General features: G+C 55.3%; 13 protein-coding genes and 2 tRNA genes. 9 read left to right on the top strand and 6 right to left on the bottom strand.

Translation table 11 applies throughout. The features are described 5' to 3' along the window. Positions 1-131 precede the first annotated feature (131 nt). Both LAO21_04630 and LAO21_04625 read left to right on the top strand, forming a co-directional pair. Positions 132-2,141, top strand: a complete 2,010-nt coding sequence (locus LAO21_04630) for an N-acetylmuramoyl-L-alanine amidase (protein MBZ5551983.1) — start codon at positions 132-134, stop codon at positions 2,139-2,141. Positions 2,142-2,167: 26 nt separating this feature from the next. Continuing rightward, the gene (locus LAO21_04625) at positions 2,168-3,343 is read left to right on the top strand and encodes a hypothetical protein (protein MBZ5551982.1); all 1,176 of its coding nucleotides are present in this window, start codon (positions 2,168-2,170) and stop codon (positions 3,341-3,343) included. A gap of 70 nt (positions 3,344-3,413) precedes the next feature. On the opposite strand, the gene LAO21_04620 is transcribed toward LAO21_04625, so the two are convergent. Continuing rightward, on the bottom strand, positions 3,414-3,794 hold the full coding sequence (locus LAO21_04620) for a hypothetical protein (protein ID MBZ5551981.1): 381 nt from the start codon (positions 3,792-3,794) through the stop codon (positions 3,414-3,416). A 527-nt stretch (positions 3,795-4,321) separates the two neighbouring features. Here LAO21_04620 and LAO21_04615 point away from each other — a divergent pair. Both LAO21_04615 and LAO21_04610 read left to right on the top strand, forming a co-directional pair. Continuing rightward, positions 4,322-4,397: transfer RNA gene (locus LAO21_04615), tRNA-Thr, on the top strand. Between the two features lie 316 nt (positions 4,398-4,713). Beyond that, on the top strand, positions 4,714-5,607 hold the full coding sequence (locus LAO21_04610) for a PDZ domain-containing protein (protein MBZ5551980.1): 894 nt from the start codon (positions 4,714-4,716) through the stop codon (positions 5,605-5,607). Positions 5,608-5,789: 182 nt separating this feature from the next. Here LAO21_04610 and LAO21_04605 read toward each other — a convergent pair whose 3' ends face one another. From LAO21_04605 to LAO21_04595, 3 genes are all read right to left on the bottom strand, one after another. Further along, positions 5,790-6,269 (bottom strand): hypothetical protein, encoded by a 480-nt coding sequence (locus LAO21_04605; GenBank protein ID MBZ5551979.1) that lies wholly within the window; start codon positions 6,267-6,269, stop codon positions 5,790-5,792. Between the two features lie 72 nt (positions 6,270-6,341). Further along, complete coding sequence (locus LAO21_04600; protein MBZ5551978.1) at positions 6,342-7,667, bottom strand: DUF58 domain-containing protein; 1,326 nt, start codon at positions 7,665-7,667, stop codon at positions 6,342-6,344. Between the two features lie 10 nt (positions 7,668-7,677). Next, on the bottom strand, positions 7,678-8,670 hold the full coding sequence (locus tag LAO21_04595) for a MoxR family ATPase (GenBank protein MBZ5551977.1): 993 nt from the start codon (positions 8,668-8,670) through the stop codon (positions 7,678-7,680). 76 nt (positions 8,671-8,746) lie between these two features. On the opposite strand from LAO21_04595, the gene LAO21_04590 reads away from it, so the two are divergent. The 5 genes from LAO21_04590 to LAO21_04570 all read left to right on the top strand — a co-directional run bounded on the left by LAO21_04590 (position 8,747) and on the right by LAO21_04570 (position 12,007). Then, positions 8,747-8,822, top strand: a tRNA-Val gene (locus tag LAO21_04590). A gap of 142 nt (positions 8,823-8,964) precedes the next feature. Continuing rightward, the gene (locus tag LAO21_04585; GenBank protein ID MBZ5551976.1) at positions 8,965-9,627 is read left to right on the top strand and encodes a carbohydrate-binding family 9-like protein; all 663 of its coding nucleotides are present in this window, start codon (positions 8,965-8,967) and stop codon (positions 9,625-9,627) included. Between the two features lie 402 nt (positions 9,628-10,029). Further along, positions 10,030-10,284 carry a DUF1844 domain-containing protein gene (locus LAO21_04580; protein ID MBZ5551975.1) on the top strand — a complete coding sequence of 85 codons (255 nt, stop codon included), beginning with the start codon at positions 10,030-10,032 and terminating at the stop codon, positions 10,282-10,284. Beyond that, positions 10,281-11,045 (top strand): MBL fold metallo-hydrolase, encoded by a 765-nt coding sequence (locus LAO21_04575; GenBank protein ID MBZ5551974.1) that lies wholly within the window; start codon positions 10,281-10,283, stop codon positions 11,043-11,045. Before LAO21_04580 ends, LAO21_04575 begins: the two co-directional genes overlap by 4 nt. Further along, the gene (locus tag LAO21_04570; protein MBZ5551973.1) at positions 11,042-12,007 is read left to right on the top strand and encodes a bifunctional riboflavin kinase/FAD synthetase; all 966 of its coding nucleotides are present in this window, start codon (positions 11,042-11,044) and stop codon (positions 12,005-12,007) included. Before LAO21_04575 ends, LAO21_04570 begins: the two co-directional genes overlap by 4 nt. A 205-nt stretch (positions 12,008-12,212) precedes the next feature. On the opposite strand, the gene LAO21_04565 is transcribed toward LAO21_04570, so the two are convergent. Next, complete coding sequence (locus LAO21_04565; GenBank protein ID MBZ5551972.1) at positions 12,213-13,451, bottom strand: O-antigen ligase family protein; 1,239 nt, start codon at positions 13,449-13,451, stop codon at positions 12,213-12,215. A gap of 182 nt (positions 13,452-13,633) precedes the next feature. Further along, entirely contained in the window at positions 13,634-16,696 is a 3,063-nt protein-coding gene (locus LAO21_04560; protein ID MBZ5551971.1) for a hypothetical protein, read from the bottom strand. Between the last annotated feature and the right edge of the window lie 49 nt (positions 16,697-16,745).

The raw sequence follows: 16,745 nt of genomic DNA, 5'->3' as shown, positions 1-16,745 counted from the left end.
GGAGGGGTAAAATGAACAATGCTCGAAAGAGGTATTGCAATACCGATATGACCGTGCAATAATCAGCCGAAACTTGTTGAAGGAGATGAACTTCGACGGAATTGCAGTTTTCTGGCGACCGTAAGCAACGTTTGAAGCAACTCTTTTTCCCCGTGCTTTTAGGGGCCGTAGCCAGTGTCGGCCTAATTTCCACCCTTCAAGCCTCCCCTGAGAACGCCAATAGACGAGAACGTGCCAAGGCGGCCTTCGAAAAGGCCGAGCAGTTGCGTGCGGGCCTCGATGGCCGGCCGATATCATCGAGGAAGTTAGGCGACTATGAGCGCGTGCTGTACGCCTACAAGCTGGTTTATGACATCAGCCCTGTCTCAGCCTATGCCGATGATGCGCTCCTGGCAGTGGCTGAATTGCACAATCAGATGGGGGGAGATCTAAAAAAGCCCGATTACTACAGAAGAGCGATCCAGGATTATGAGTTTTTGCTTAAGGAGTATCCATTCAGCAAGTTCGTGAAGGATGCGCTTTTCACAATCGGGTTAATCTATCAGGATGATTTGGAAGACAATGACGCGGCGCTCAAGGTTTTCCAAAGGTACCTTGACAAGTACAAGCAGGGACCCAAGGTCGTTGCGGCCCGCGAGAATGTCCGCCAACTGAAGCAAAAGATTGCACTGGAGGCGAAATCCTCTAGACCGGCATTGCCGGAGAAGGCCGCCCAGCCGAAGCACGCTGATGTTGCCGAGGAGCCAGCCCAAGCGAAAACGGTTGATTCCTCGCGCCTGCCGCGCGTTTCCAATATTCGACACTGGTCGACCTCCAATTACACCCGTATTGTCATTGACGTGGATAGCGAAGTGGAGTTCGATCAACGGCGGCTGGCAAACCCTGACCGGATCTTTTTCGACCTCCGGGGAGCCCGCTTGACCTCCACCCTGTCGGGCAAGAGCTTTCCCGTTGAAGACGGATTTTTGAAGGAAATACGGGCCGGGCAGTTCCAATCCAACATCGTACGCATTGTTCTCGATTTGGACCGGATTCAGGACTACACCGTCTTCCCACTCTACGATCCGTACCGCCTGGTCATCGACGTTCGCGGAGCCAGCACCCCCAAGGAGAATCCTGTCGTTACCGCCGAGAAAGTGCCGCCTGCCCCGGCAAAGACCGGTGACGTCCCCTCGAACCAGAAGAAACAAGAGCCGACTCGGCGCTCGGAAGATGTTGCTACAGAAATTCCGGCGGTCACTCCAGAGAAAACAGCCACCTCCAGCAAGTCCGCCTCCCCCGAACCCCTCCCCACCACAAAAGCTCAACCCCGAAGCGTTCTGCCCAAGGAAAAGGCAAAAGGGACGGACACCAGCGCCCTGGCAGCCCCGCACGCCGCCAAGCCGAAATCCGATGGCGAGCTTTCATTGACGCGTTCCTTGGGATTGAAGATCGGGAAGATCGTGATCGATCCGGGTCACGGAGGCCACGACTACGGAACGATCGGCCCCGGAGGACTGGCGGAGAAGGACCTCTGCCTTGACGTTTCATTGCGGCTAGGAAAGCTCATCGAGGAAAAACTGGGCAGTCAGGTTGTCTATACGCGGGACGATGATACCTTTGTACCCTTGGAGAACCGGACGGCACTGGCAAACCAGAAACAGGCGGATCTCTTCATCTCCATTCACGCCAATTCCAGCCGCAACCGTTCCGCCAGCGGGGTCGAAACGTTCTTCCTGGGAATCGCCTCCAGCCGGGACCAGGAAACCCTGGACGTGGTCTCCCGTGAGAACGCCTATTCGGAGCGGTCCCTGCATGATTTGCAGGATGTCATCAAGAAGATCACTCTGAATGAAAAAGTGGAAGAGTCGAGAGAATTTGCCGGGGATGTTCAGAAGTCGATCGCCACTCAAACGGCCCAGTGGAATAGATATGCTAGAAACCGCGGCGTCAAGAAGGCCCATTTCATCGTGTTGATCGGCGCCAACATGCCCTCAGTCCTCACCGAAATCTCGTTCCTGAGCAATCCCAACGACGAGAAACTTCTGAAGAAACAGGATTACCGGCAGAAGATGGCGCAGGCACTTTTTGGGGGCATCTTCAATTACGTCAAGACCTTGAGTGGCATTAAGGTCGCCAAGAAGATTGAGACCGAGGAATAATCACGCTTTCCGAAGCAGTGTGGGGTATGAAGACGAATTGGGTAAAGCTGCTTGGCTATGGCTGCCTGGCGTTCACGCTCACCGCAGGTAGTTCCCACTCCGAAGACACCCTCGTAACAACGATTAAGTTATTTCCTTCTCCGAAGGAAATCCTGAATAAGATTGGCGCCACCGCTCATTGGCGTGCCCAGGGATCGCTTGTGGGCACGGAAACTCTCCGTTCTCCGGATATCGGCCTCCCGGTATCTCCCATCCTCCTCAAGGAATGTGGATTCCGGTCCTTTTGGCAAGGGATTTATGAACGCGGACCAAGGGCCGTTTCCGTTCAGATCTTTGAGTTGGGAGATCCCTCGGGAGCCTACAGTCTTTACACCATCCAGGTTCAGCCCGATGCGCACGCTGAGCCCACGGGAGATCAGGCGACCTCCACTCCCAATGACCTGTGGCTGTGGCAAGCTAACCTGGTAATCCATATCCATGATCAGACGGCGTCTGGAAAGGCTAAGACCCAGCTGTTGGACCTCGGAAGGGAGGTTTCCGCATTGGTCCGGCAGCACGCCGAACTGCCCAATCTTGTGAAGCGACTCCCGTTCCACAACCAGGTTTCCGGAACCTCCCGGTATGCCGTCGGCCCGCAAGGTTTTTCGGACCTCAAGATCCCCCTGCAAACAGCCAAACTGGGCTTGGAAATGGGCGCCGAGGTCTCAGTCGCGAGATACCAATTTCCGAACACGCAAGGACAACTCCTGCTGTTGAGTTACCCCACCCCACAGTTGGCGCGCAAGTTTTATACGGACATGAAAGATGCGCGTTCCCTTCTGCTGAATCCCTCCCCGACCAGCACGATCTTCAGTAAGCGGAGCGGCCCATTGATCGCGTTGCTCTTTGGAACGCTGAGCGAGGCCGAAGCGAACACGTTGCTGCAAACGATTCAATACAGCGCTAACCTCACCTGGGATGAAGTCCCACCCGGAGAAGATGTGGCTGCCTATCTTCGAAGGGTCAGACAAAGCATCATGCTGACGGGAGCTCTGCTCCTTTTTACAATTGGGGCGGGCGTGGTGTTTGGTTTCATCCGGGTCGCCGCCAAGCGCTGGCTGCCGATTTCAATTTTCGATCGTCCAGAAGAAGTTGAGCTCACACAGCTCCGGCTTTGGGAGAGAACAGTTCATCCACCCCCCACTGCCCCTCCATCAAAGTGAGGACGGGATGACCCGCTCCACACGCCTCTCGTAACGGGCGGCCCCATTCGCCGCAGTTCGGATCACCCATTCACATCAGAAGAATCTCGTAAACCTCAGATGTCGATTTTGAGGATTTGATGTACAGCGTAACAAGCATCCCGACAGCCAATTCGGAGATTTTCAGTTCGCCCGTCTTATGGACCGATGTGATCCGGACGCCCTTCTTATAATTGAAGGTTTCCTCCTGATCACCCTCCGTTGTGGTCAAGACCAGGATGCGATTCTTGATATCGATGGATTTGACCTTACCTACGAAGGTGTGATCGCTCTTTTGGCTTTCGCCCTTCTTCTTTTTGACCCGGGGGATTTTAGGACCACCGTAAAGTGGAGTGACGTCCGCAATCAGAGACAACATGATTATGGGAATGGTGAGGAGGAGCACTAGATTCTTCCAGGCACGGCGGCGCATGAACCCTCCATCTCTAGCCTAAGGATATTATTCAAAACGGAATGAACCTGTCAAACTGTAACAGTCCAGGCAGCAAAATGGCAACTCCTAAGAGCTAGAATCTGTAATGAAAGGTCATGTCCTCCAGTAGGCTTTTCCGCCCAATGACCCTCTCGTCGACCCACCCTTTTGGCAGTATTTCTTTCGTTTACAATGAGTTCCGCGTCGCCCTGGAGATCTCTCGCCAGTCTCAAAAAAATATTTAAACAATAACATTAGAATGTAATTTATATAATGCTGTATATACACTACTTATAATATCATTGTATGTGGATAGAAATGTCTACAAAAGGAAGGGAATTATTTCTGTGGAAATCCAGTTTTTTCTATTGACAACACAAGGGCCCCTTATCTACTATGGCCATGGTTTTGGTATTGACGGTTGCGCATCCGTCATTCCCTCCTTAACAAGAAAATGCTCATCCTCGCGGGTGAGCATTTTTTTTGTTCATTGCAGTTTTGGGAGACTCGGATATAATGCCTTCCGCGCCAGCGTAGCTCAGTTGGTAGAGCAACGGTTTCGTAAACCGTAGGTCGTCGGTTCAAGTCCGACCGCTGGCTCCATGATTACCAACTCACGCTTAACCTACTCCTCCCCTGGTGCGATTCCCTCCCTGTCGTTCGCAAGAAACAAGCATTGAAGCTCGGGACGGACTCCTGCCGGCTGGACGGTTGAAAGGACGTTGAGTCATGGCAAATCTCGCTTGCATAGCCTCAGATTAGCGTCCGCCCGACCCACCGTTTCCCCAGGCGAGTTCCAGCGTTGAAGTGCGGCTGAAGGCGTCTTCCTGTCTTAGGAAGTCCGAACCGTCGAATTTTTCTCCGACCAAATTCTGAGATTAATCGTCTTAATGGCGAAAACTGAGTCCAAGGAGGAAACATGCACAATGGCCCAAAAATCGTTACCGTGATCCTTGCAATCGTTTTGTTGTTTGCTGCTGTTGAGGCCTATGGCCAGAACACCTACTCGCTTCTGGAAGGATGGGAGGACGGCGCATGGCTTGGGGTTTCCATCAGTGACCTGACAAAAGCCAAGGTGTCCGAACTCAAATTACCTGACGAAAACGGCGTCCTCATTGATAGCGTTGAGAAGGATTCGCCCGCACAAAAGGCGGGGCTTCACCCCAACGATGTGATCGTGCAGTTTAATGGAGTCAAAGTTCTTACGACGCGTCAGTTCACACGCATGATGAGGGAACTGCTTCCGGATCGAACCAGCAGCCTGGTTGTGGTACGCACCGGCGCCCCAAAGACCATTGCGGTCACTTTAGGGAAGCACCCCGGCTCGGAGACCAACGACGTCTACACCTTGAACCTGGCTCCCTTCCGCAAGAACCTTGACGAGTTGACCGAGCGGTTCCACAACTGGGAAGGGCCGCAGGGTGCAATGGCTTATCTCTTGGAACCCCGTCAGGGCCGGCTCGGGGTTAATATTGATTCTTTAACTCCCCAGCTGGGGGAATACTTCGGGGTAAAGGACGGTCATGGGGCGCTTATCACTTCTGTTCGAAAAGAGAGCCCCGCGGAGAAGGCCGGGTTGAAGGCGGGTGATGTGATTGTCGGAATCGATTCCAAGGAAGTCGCCTCAACAGAGGATGTGATGCGCATGATCCGTGCAAAACGAGAGGGCGATCTCGAAATCAAGGTTCTCCGGGACCGGCAATCCAAATCTTTCACGGTTCATCTTGAAAAGTCTGAGTCAGAGTCCCGGCACAGCAGCTACCGGACACAAACCCTTCCCCGGAGAGCAGCGGCCGCGAAGTCCATCATTTGACTCCCACAGGGGGCCGCCAGCGAGCCGGACTGAGTGTCTCAGACCCCTTCAAGGGTGCCCGCCGGGCACCCTTTCATTCGCTTCACAAGGACTTTCCTGTTCAAATCGGAAACCAATCCTAAGAGCCGGGCGATTCATGGGAGCGGATCGCCCGTGGGCCCTTTCCTGTTGTCATGGAACCCTTAGAATCGGAAGACCAGCCCGAAAGAAAGCCGGGCATTATTCTGCGTGCTTCCCCCGAACCGAGTCATCAAGTAATCCGCCTGTACCGCCCGGACCGCGGTGTGCGATCCTACCTTGACATCGACGCCACCCCCCAAAGCCATTGCAAAGGCATTCTGTAAACCTATATTGACGCGTGCCCCGCCGAAGAGGCTATGAACAAATGGGGTGACGAAGGGCAACTTGCGATACGAGAGTTGCGGACCGAACAGGTAGGCGTGCTGATGGAAGTCTCCGTAGTGACCGCTAAAGTCACCGACAATCCCCAACCAGTCGTTCAGATTCCCTGCGACAGAGGCGTTCCACCCATTCAAGTGGATCCCGCCCGCGGCATGATAGTAAGAATAGCCGCCGAACACCTCGGCATAGGGAGCGTCCTTGCCCAACGCGAGCAAAGGGAGAAGCAGCAACAACAAGGCGCCCAGGATCGTTCTTCGCATGACTGTGTCCTCCTCAAATCGATGTCTGGATATTTTCAGGCCGCCCGTGCGGGAAAGCCTGACATTTTGATTTCATTCCACAGGGGCCGGGTTGCCCGGCGCGCCAGGGCCTTCCCGGATGAAAAGAACATGCGATGACTCCCACAGTCGGGTGGGGAGCGTTCCGCGTTCCCGCAATGTGAATACAATCTTAAATGAATCCTTCTCGTCTGGCGGGAGCGATTCCACCTGATCCATCAGCCGGCTGGGACCTGGGCTCATCTCCAGCAGCGCCAGCTCGGTATAGATTTCATCAAGCGTCTCTTCCGTGGTCCCCTCCAGAAGAGTTCCATCTTCCCGTAGATAACTGAGGTCGGCCCCTTCACTAAGAAAGTGATGGGCCAGACAGGCGCACAGCGTAACTGCCCTCTCAAACCGGGAGGGCTCGGGCATCGGAATATCGTCGGTTTTCGCGTCAAAAATCAGCATGAGGCGTCGTTCATCCTCGCGGGCAAATTCCTTGACCTTGAGCGATTCCGCCCGTGCCGTGGCCTTCCAGTGGATCGTTCGGGCAGAATCGGTGGCCGAGTAATCGCGGACGGCATACAAATCCATCCCCCGGCCTTTCAGATAGCTCTCAAATTCGCCGCTGATCAAAGGGAGAATCTCGTAGAAACTGTCCACCGGTTCAATCGAGGGAAACACAATCACTTCCCGGGGTTGAGGGAGCTCGACCCATTTGGTAATGAAGCCAAATGGGAATCGCGTGGAGATTCGAACCCTTGACTGAGAGTACTTGCCCCGGCGACTGAACACCAATTCCATCCTCCGTTTTTGGGAGAACGAGGGGGGAAGAAACGGGAAGTAGATTCGCTCAAAGGCGATGCAGGGGCCCATTTGAAGGGCTGGCTCCACTGAGATCGAAAACGAGGGAAGCCATCGCTTTCGGTTGGCCAGGGTGACAGTCGCCAGCGATGCTTGTCGAGCGAACAAACGCTCCGGAAGGTCTGCGGAAAACTGGAGTCCCCTCAGGGCGACGCGGGACGCCACTCCCGAGATGACAATGGAGCCCAACATCGTGGATAAAACGATGAAGAGCAGGTTGTTCCCGGTATTGACGGCGGAAAGACCGATCAGCACGGTCACTCCGAAATAGATCCACCCCTCGCGGCTCACTTTGAATAAGATCTTTGCTCCCCTCCACTCCCTGCGTGCGCGGCGGGCCAGAGAAGGGACCACCGTCATTGAAATGAGTCCCGCGAGGCCAAGTGCGACGAGCGCCAGCAGGGCGGCGGTGATCAGTTGATTTTCCAGAGCGGCCGCCCGGGATGCCAGCGCTGCGAGCAGCGCCAGCAACAAGGTCGTCAGGGCCATGAGGAAATAACCCCACGCCGGCAGAAGTGGTTTCTTGAGGGCCATGAGGGGAACCCTAGAGCGGGACTTCCAAGGATTCGATGATCTCGTCGAGGATCAGCTCGGCTTGTTCAATTTTCTTCAGTGTGGAGGAGAACTTCGAATTCACGGTCATACGATGAGCAAACACGGGCTTCACGAGCCGCTTGATATCGTCAGGCAAGACATATCCGCGACCTTCCACCAGGGCCAGCGCCTGGGCCGCCCGGTAGAGGGACAACGAACCGCGCGGGCTCACGCCCAGCGAGAGGTGTTCATGGGAGCGGGTGCTCTGAACAATCCGCAGGACATAATCCACGAGCGCTTCGTCCACCGTGACGCACCGCACGCGCTCCTGGATGGCCAACACCTCTTCAGCATTCAGGACAGGCGTCAAATCCTCCAGGGGATGATTGCGGGACTGGCTGAGGAGGATTTCTTTTTCGCTGCTGGTTCTTGGATAGCCCATTGTGATTCGCATCAAAAACCGATCCAGCTGTGATTCCGGGAGCGGGTAGGTACCATGGTGCTCCACCGGATTTTGGGTGGCCAGGACCATGAACGGCCGGGGGAGCGCGTAGGTATGGTTATCGGCCGTGACCTGACCTTCATTCATCGCCTCGAGGAGCGAACTCTGTGTCTTGGGAGTGGTGCGGTTGATCTCGTCGGCCAAGACCACATTCGCAAAGAGAGGGCCCGCTTTAAACTCGAAGGTTCGTGTGGCCTGATTGTAAATCGAAATTCCGATGATGTCGGAGGGGAGCAGGTCGCTCGTGAATTGGATTCTCTGGAAAGTGCAGTTGAAGGAGCGTGCCATGGCGTGGGCGAGGGTCGTCTTCCCAACCCCCGGAACGTCTTCCAACAAGAGATGTCCGCCGGCCAGCAAAGCCACCACGGAAAAGCGGATGGCTTCATCTTTTCCCCGGATGACGGTGGCAATGGATCGCTGGAGCGCCTGGATTCTCTCCAGGATATCGACGTCGCGATCATGATTCGGGTCCAAGTGAGGGCTCCGGAGGATCTCGCCCATCCCGCCGCGAGATGCTTGTTTTCGCTTTTACTCGTTGACGCTCGTGGGAAAGTTTGTTAGCTTAATCGCCGCCTTGGGGCGCTTAGCTCAGTTGGTAGAGCGTTCCCTTCACACGGGAGAGGTCATAGGTTCGAGTCCTATAGCGCCCACCAGTGCTTCCAGACAGATTCCCATATTCCAGCGTAATTGTTAAGGAAAATCCTCGCAACACGCCGAGTCCTCCTATATAATCCCTCCCCATCAACCTGAAAACCCTTTGCCTGATTGCCCGGCATTTTTGAGATTCTGCCAGCCATGATGAGTACACCTACCGCAGACCCCTCGCGAGTCCTTGAATGCCGGTGGGCGAATGAGAAGCCGCCTGTTAAGGCCGATTGGGGGACGGAGTTCTGGAGAGGGGCTCAATGGCAAGCGATCTCCACCCAGTGGAACGGCGAGGCGGTGGGTCCTCCATGGGAAACATCGTTCGCGACACGGTGGACCAAGGATTTTTTGCATTTCGGATTCGACTGCCGGTTTCAAAAGCTGACCATGAGCGACCGCCCCCAGGTTCAAACACGAACTCACGATCTGTGGGACAAGGAAGATGTCGTCGAGATTTTCATATCGCCGGATCTCCGGCGTCCGAATTGTTACAAGGAGTTCGAATTGAGCCCGTCAGCTCAATGGATTGAAATTGATGTGGACCGGGACCGGGATTTGAAGGATTTCCACTGGGTCGCGGGGATGGAATCGCGGAGTGCGGTGGACATCGGACAGAGGCATTGGCAGGCCGAGTTCCGCGTTCCGCTCGAATCTCTCGGGATGAAGGAAATGACTACAGGAACGCGCGTCGCGCTCAATGCCTACCGGGTGGAATTGAAGTCGCATCTTTACCTTGCCTGGAACCCGACGATGACGCCGAAGCCCGACTTTCATGTGCCCCGACGATTCGGGCAAATGGTCCTTTCCCGTTGACGCCGCCTTTTACTAAATGGCGGCATCCCGAGGTCCGGCCAGTTTTCTCCTCAGCAATCAGTGGTCTTTTGCATCTGAAGAATGACGAACGTGTTGACAAGAACACGTTTTTTGCCAATGATAAAAACTTAGTTCGGGTTCATCCCTAACGAGAGCGAGGCGGGACGCTTCATTGGTCGGCCTCGAAGCGCGTGATCCCTTTTCCAAGGCGAGGAGACCGTTATGCAAAATTCAGAACAAGAGGGGACCTTTAAGGTCACGGACAAGAGAAAATTTACTACCGAAGGGGAGGCCAGGGCGGAATCCAGCGAAACCATCGGAGACGTGACAGCCCCGCAGGCCAAGGTATCCGCGAACCAACGAACGGCACCCGAGGATCCAACTCCTCCGGAAGCCTTTCAGATGACCTTTGAGACCCTGGTGATGTCGCTCAGTTCAACCGCCATGGTTCAACTGGGGCTGATTCCAGACCCCGCCACCAACCAGCCGGAGCAAAATCTGCAGGCGGCCCGACAGACCATCGATATCCTGGAAATTCTCCAGCAGAAGACGAAAGGGAACCTCGACGAATCGGAATCGAAGCTTCTGGACAACATCCTCTATGAACTGCGGATGACTTTCCTTGAGGTGAACCAGTCGATTCAAGAACCGCGATGAACATTACCTTCTTAGGCACTGGGACTTCGGCGGGAATTCCTGTCGTAGGGTGTGGCTGTGGAGTCTGCCAATCGACAGATCAGCGTAACTCTCGAACGCGGGCCTCGGTCCTGGTTTCCTTCGACACCAGAAACATACTCATTGATACCTCCACTGATTTTCGGGCCCAGGCCTTGCGGGAAAAAATTTCTCGGGTGGATGCCATCCTTTACACCCACTCCCACGCGGACCACATCCTGGGACTTGACGATATCCGGCCCTACAATTTCTGGCAGCAAGGGGCCGTTCCCATTTATGGCCGCATCGAAACCCTCTCCCACATCCGCCGGGCCTTCCCTTACATCTTCGAATCCACTTCCGCGTTGAGCCTGGTTCCCCATGTGGAGGAAGTCCAGATCAACGGCCCATTTGAGCTCTTTGGAATGCCGGTCACTCCCATTCCCGTGATGCATGGCCCCAATGAAATTGTAGGGTATCGAATGAACGGCTTCGCCTATATTACAGACTTCAAGACCATTCCAGAGACTTCGCTTTCCCTGTTGCAGGGATTAGAGGTCCTCGTGCTGGATGCCCTGCGGCGGAAGCCGCATCCCACGCACTCGAACCTCGAGAATTCCCTCGCAGTCGTGGAGGTCTTGAATCCAAAGAAAGCATATTTTACTCACATGTGCCATGATCTGGACCATCAAACCACTGAAGCCCATTTTCCCCCTCACGTTCGTTTGGCTTATGACGGGCTCAAGGTCTCACTTGACTCATGAAACAATTTTCGCGCCTGGAATCCTTTCCCTCGGGTCTCCCTTCGCCGTTCGTTACGATCGGCAACTTTGATGGCGTGCATCTCGGCCACCAGTTGATTCTCAAGCGGGTCGTGGAAGAAGCCCACTCTCGAAAGGGCTGTTCCGTCGTCATTAGTTTCAGCCCTCACCCGCTTCGAATCTTGTTACCCGACACCGCTCCTCCGCTGATCATGACCTCTCCTCAGAAGCTGGCGGCCCTGGCCCAGCACGATATCGACTACGTCTTGATCGTTCCTTTTGACGAAGAAGTATCTCGATGGAGCCCTCGCCACTTTGTGGAGCGAATCCTCGTGCATTGCGTGGCGGCGAGAAAGGTCTTTGTGGGTTCCGATTTCGTCTTTGGATACCAGCAAAGGGGAAATCTCGAAACACTTCAATTCCTGGGGAATGAATTCCATTTTGGAGTAGAGGGCATCCCCCAATACACCTGGCGCCAGACGCGGGTCAGCAGCAGTTTGATCCGGAGCTATGTCCGCGAAGGCAATGTGGCCGAGGCCAATCGTCTTCTGGGAAGATACTTTACCCTGGAGGGCAGCGTCACTCAGGGGGCCGGACGGGGTCATAAGCTGACAGTCCCCACCCTGAACCTGGTGTCGGTTAACGAGTTGATTCCGAAGACCGGGGTGTACATCACCCAGACTTCATTTCATTCCAGCACCTATCCCTCGGTTACGAACGTGGGAACCCGGCCAACCTTCGACGAGTCGTCACTTTCCATCGAATCCCATCTGCTTGATCAGGATGAGATCGAGGCCCCGAGCCAGATGTCGATATCCTTTTTTCATCGCTTGCGCGATGAGAGGAAATTCGCCGGCCCGATCGAGTTGAAGAATCAAATTGGCCGGGATGTGCGGGCGGCCAGGAAGTTCTTTGGCCGGCTGAAGCGATTCACGGGCGCCACAGTCTCGCCCGGGGAAACCTAGATTTATTCCCTGGACTTGCGAAGCCCCTCTCCTCTTCCAGAGAGTCAGATTCTCCGGGCTGAACCCGCTAAAGCGGGTGAAATCCATCTTGCGGATCATTCGACCACCGCAGCGGATCGGGGAGAGTTGAGGTTCAATCCGAATCCCCGCACGAGCGCAGGATACGATTCGAGCACTGAGGACGAAAAGTAGGGGGCAACCCTTGCTATGTAAGGTTCGGCCTGGAGCGTGCCGAAGGATCAGGAGTGAACGGGCGGATGGCGTAAGGGGCACTGATCAGAAACAGGAATAGTATCAGGACTTCCGAATCACCAAAGTTGAATTCAAAGAGCCCTGCTACCACCAGGGCGACCGTCGACAGTAAAGCGGCGAGATAGGCCGCCCGCATTTCGACGGGGCCTGTGGCAATGAGGGTTCCTCGCCAGAACCGGACGATCAGTTCAACCATCAACCACACAAAGGCCGCCAGGGCGAATATCCCCCGTTCTGCCCCGAGTTGTACGAAATTGTTGTGGAGGTGGCCGGTATAAAAAGGGGGGTTGCGTACCCCCTGATTCTCCAGGATTGATTCAAATTCCTCCCTGATTCGCTGCGGTCCCACTCCAAACCAGGGGTGCTCGCGGAACAACTTCCAACCCGCCCGTGCCATTTCGATTCGCGCGACATTGGAAGAGAATCCCGTATTCACGATCGAATCCAGCCGATCGTGAAAGGCATGCGGAAAGATCGCGAGCAGCACGATGAGCGCCAGGGGGAAAACCAGGAGGATCCGCTTCCGGGCAGTGAGCAGCGCCACGGCAAAAACCGCCATGGCCGCAAGCCAAACGCTTCGCGTGAAGCTCAACGCTACGGAAACAGAAAGCAAGACAGCAGCACCGACCCACCTCCAGGTCTTCTGGATCGGAAGCGCCACAAGGCACCCCAGGAGCGCCGCCAGGACCAAAACCTGTTCCCCGCTGAAGGTCATCCAATGACCCATGAACGCATGAATGCGAAAGATGAGAGTGGGATCATCCGCGGCCTGCTGAGTGTGCTGGAATAACCACCACTTCTCCCCGAACTGTACCATCGCGTAGAGTCCTGCCAGGCTGCCTAAGCCGAACAGACTGTAATAGACGCGCTTGATCCAAACCTGATCGAGGAACCGGACGACTAGAAAGCACAGAAAAAACAGTGGCAGCTTCCGGATTGCTGCCATCCCTTGATGCGGGTTTACAGAAAACAAGACCGAGAGTATGGTGGCCGCGACGAAAAGTTGAAGCGCTCTGAAAAAGGGGGGCCATTCGACAGGGAGCCTCTTCTTATTCCAGCCTTCCTTGATCCCGACGGGCAGCCAGCAAAGGAACGCCAGGGCAAGGAAGCTCTCTGAGGCCGCAATGGAGAGCAGGATGCTAACAATGCTCAGGAAAGTAAAAAGCCGTATGGCCGCACTCAGTCGCGTCATAAAAGGTCAGGGTGGATGGCCTCCAAGGGAGCCCTACGCCCATAGGGATCCAGCACAAACACCATCCCAGAGAGAATTATTGCTCGACAGAACAAGGAGCTGCAGGTCTGCTGAATAGAGCCCTGGGTGAAGTCTAACACAGAGGGCAAACGGTTGTGGGCGGAACCCGACTTGAAGCACCTTCAAGGGATTCCCTCAAAGGCTTGTTCCATTCCGCATCGCACCCGGTCGGCCATCCTCGTGCATAACGCCATCACTTCGTCCGCCTGATTCCCGCGGACAAATGGGCCCATACCTGAAGAGGAGGCGAAGGCCGACATGATCCGGCCCTGCAGATGCACGGGGACTTCCTGGATGATCTTCTGGTCGAGAGCCGGAGAGGTCTTCCCCCTGATTAAACGGATGGAGTGGTCAAGTATGCGGTAAAGAGGGATCGCCTCATCAAAAACCGTCGCGATGGACTCTGAAAGTATTTTGCTGCGACGGGCGGTTTCGACCGCCTCACGAAGCGTCAACCCAGCCCGATAGCGCTTGCCATTCTTCAAATGGCTGTACGCAAGAGCAAATTCGATGTCGTAGATCCCGCCGCGGCCTTGTTTAAGATCCAAAGACGTCTCGGAGGAGCCGGACGCCTCCTGCACTCGCGCCCGAATATCCAGTAAATCCTCTTTGAGCGTTTCTGGTTTCATGCCGGCAAAGCTGGCATTTGCAAGTTTCTTTGAAACCGTCTTGGCCCACGACAGATCGCCCGCCAGGGGGCGCAGTTTCAGATACGCGGCGTGCTCCCAGCCTTTGGCAATCCCTCGAAAGTACTCAATCAAGTAAGTGGCATCCTGAACCAGTTCTCCCTCCTTGCCGCTGGGCCTCAAGCGGAGGTCGACCCGGTACAAGGGACCTTCACGAGTATAACTTGTCAGTATGGAAACCACCGTCTCAGCAAGCCGGAACGCTACTTCGTGAACGGCTTCTCGTGCTTTGAAGCTAGCGTAATCGCACGCGAAGAAGAGATCCAGGTCTGACCCGACATCGAGTTCGTTTGAGGCGAGGCGCCCCAGTCCAAAAATGCCGAAATGAAAATCACTGCTCTTAAGGATTTTTCGTGTTGCTGCTGAAACCCGCCCACTGAGCTGACGGGTCGCGAGCGTCAGTGCGCCTGCCACGGCCCTTTCCGCGGTTTCCGTCAGGCGTCGAAGCGAAACTGCCAGAGGAGGCTGCCGTAACACATCTTCGACAAGAATGTCGAACACCTGGCGGCGAATCTCATGTCGAAAGAAAGTCACCCCCGCAGGAGCCGCTGCTCCGGGTCGGCCGCGTTTCTTCTTCCCGCTTTTTTTAGGGACGGTACTTTCAAGTCGGGCCTTGATTCGCAGCCCCCTGGACATTCCGGGCCGATTTCCTGCCGCGGGCTTCTCCAGCAGAGAGAGCACCCACCTGGGATTACGCACCATCGCTTCACAGAGAGCCGTTCCGGATGCAAAGAGCGCCTCCAGCCGCTGGCAAGAAGATGCGTTCAGCTGAAAATCTTTCAGCAATTGGGCCTGCGAGAGAAGGGCCTCAAGAAATAAATGGAACCGCGATCTGGCGGCCTTGTCAAAATCCACCGTTCTGAGCGCGGATGCGAAGTCAGGATGGACTTTCTCGAGCTTATTCATTGACGCCGTCATCTCGCGAGATTCTCGTGCCTCAGCTCCATGTTCCATCTCTTCCAAAATTTGAACGTCGCCGGGGTGAACGACGGCCTGGACCCTCCCCTCCTCCAGATTTTGCTGGGAGATTCGAAGAACATTTCCGCGGTGATACTCGATTGCATGGAGCAAGGCCTCCCGAGCCGTCGTTTCGCGGCCGTCCTCGAAGCCCATTCGCAGGGCCAGAAGCTGCTGATCGGACGGCTGGCCGGATAGGGTATGAGTCTGTTGGCCCCGATCCAGTTGGAGGCGATGTTCAATGATTCTAAAGAATTCATAGGCGCTGGCTAAGGCGAAAAACTCGGCACGGGGCAGATAGTTATTGTCGTGGAGGCGACGCAAGGCAAGAACCGTGTTGCCCTCCCGGACCCAGGCGTCATGAGCTCCATGGATGCGCTGCAGGCACTGCGTAATGAACTCGATGTCGCGGATAGTTCCTCGCGCCAGCTTCACATTAAAGCCCGAGGCCTCTGATTGCTGCAGCTTATCATCCAGCTTGATCCGCATCTGCTCAATGCTTTCAATAATGCGCCCCTTCTCTTCCGAGGGAAAAATGCGTACCTGCAAGCTGTTCAACAACTGCTTTCCAACGGCCAGTGATCCTGCCACAGGTCGCGCCTTCAGCAGCGCCTGCAGCTCCCAGGGTTGAGCGTGGCGATTATAATATTCGATGGCGCTCCTCGCCGACCGTGTCAGGAAGCCTTCTCTCCCCTGGGGGCGCAGACGCAGGTCCACCCGGAAGGCCCATCCCGCCGGAGTGACCCGGCTCACCGCTTCATTGATCGCGCTACTGAGCTTGATAAAGTATTCCTGATTCGAGATTCGCGTTTCGGACCGCCCCTCGATTCCCTCAGTCTCCCCCTCGTGGGAATACAGATACATCAAATCAATGTCGGAACTGTAATTGAGCTCATTTCCTCCCAGCTTCCCAAGGGCCAGGACGACAAACTCCGAGGGAGCAATTCTGCCTGCCTCGTCGAGAAACCGGGGGACGCCATAGCGGTTTCGAAGCGATTGGTCGCACCAACGAAGGGCCTTTTCAAGCACCACGTCCGCCAGCGTCGACAGTTCCCATGTGGTCTCCGCGAGAGTAGCAATCTTCCTGACGTCACGGAGGGCAATCCGGAGATACTCCTTCCGCTTGAAACGGGCCAGGCGTTCAGCCAACTCCACATCCCCCAGGGTCGCATCGAACCGGGAGGACTCCTCCAGCAGGTCTTCCTTCGACTTAACGAATTCAATCCGCTTGTCCCGGTGGAGCCATTCCACGTATTCCGGATGCATGAGCAGCGTCTCCGAGAGGAAATGACTTTGTGAAAAGAGGGGGATAAGCACATTGAGGGCTGCCGGGAACTTGGCGAGATAACTGATGGTCTTTTCGGGGGTGTTGGAGAGGAACCGCTCAAGATAGTTGAGGGCAGTGTCGGGATCGGCAGAGCCTTTGAGCAGCGAAGCGATCGGGCCCAGAATCTCACGGGGCGCCGACCGCTCAATACGCGTCCAGTTCAGCTGTGCCCGGTCCGGATCCTGGAATGAAATGGATAGATGTCGAATGGGCATGCAATGAAGGCGAAAAAAAAGGGACTACTCCTGCGCTCAGCAGACTGCA

The organism is Terriglobia bacterium, assembly GCA_020073085.1.
Taxonomy (GTDB): domain Bacteria; phylum Acidobacteriota; class Terriglobia; order JAIQFV01; family JAIQFV01; genus JAIQFV01.
This window is presented reverse-complemented; position numbering and strand designations above follow the sequence as displayed.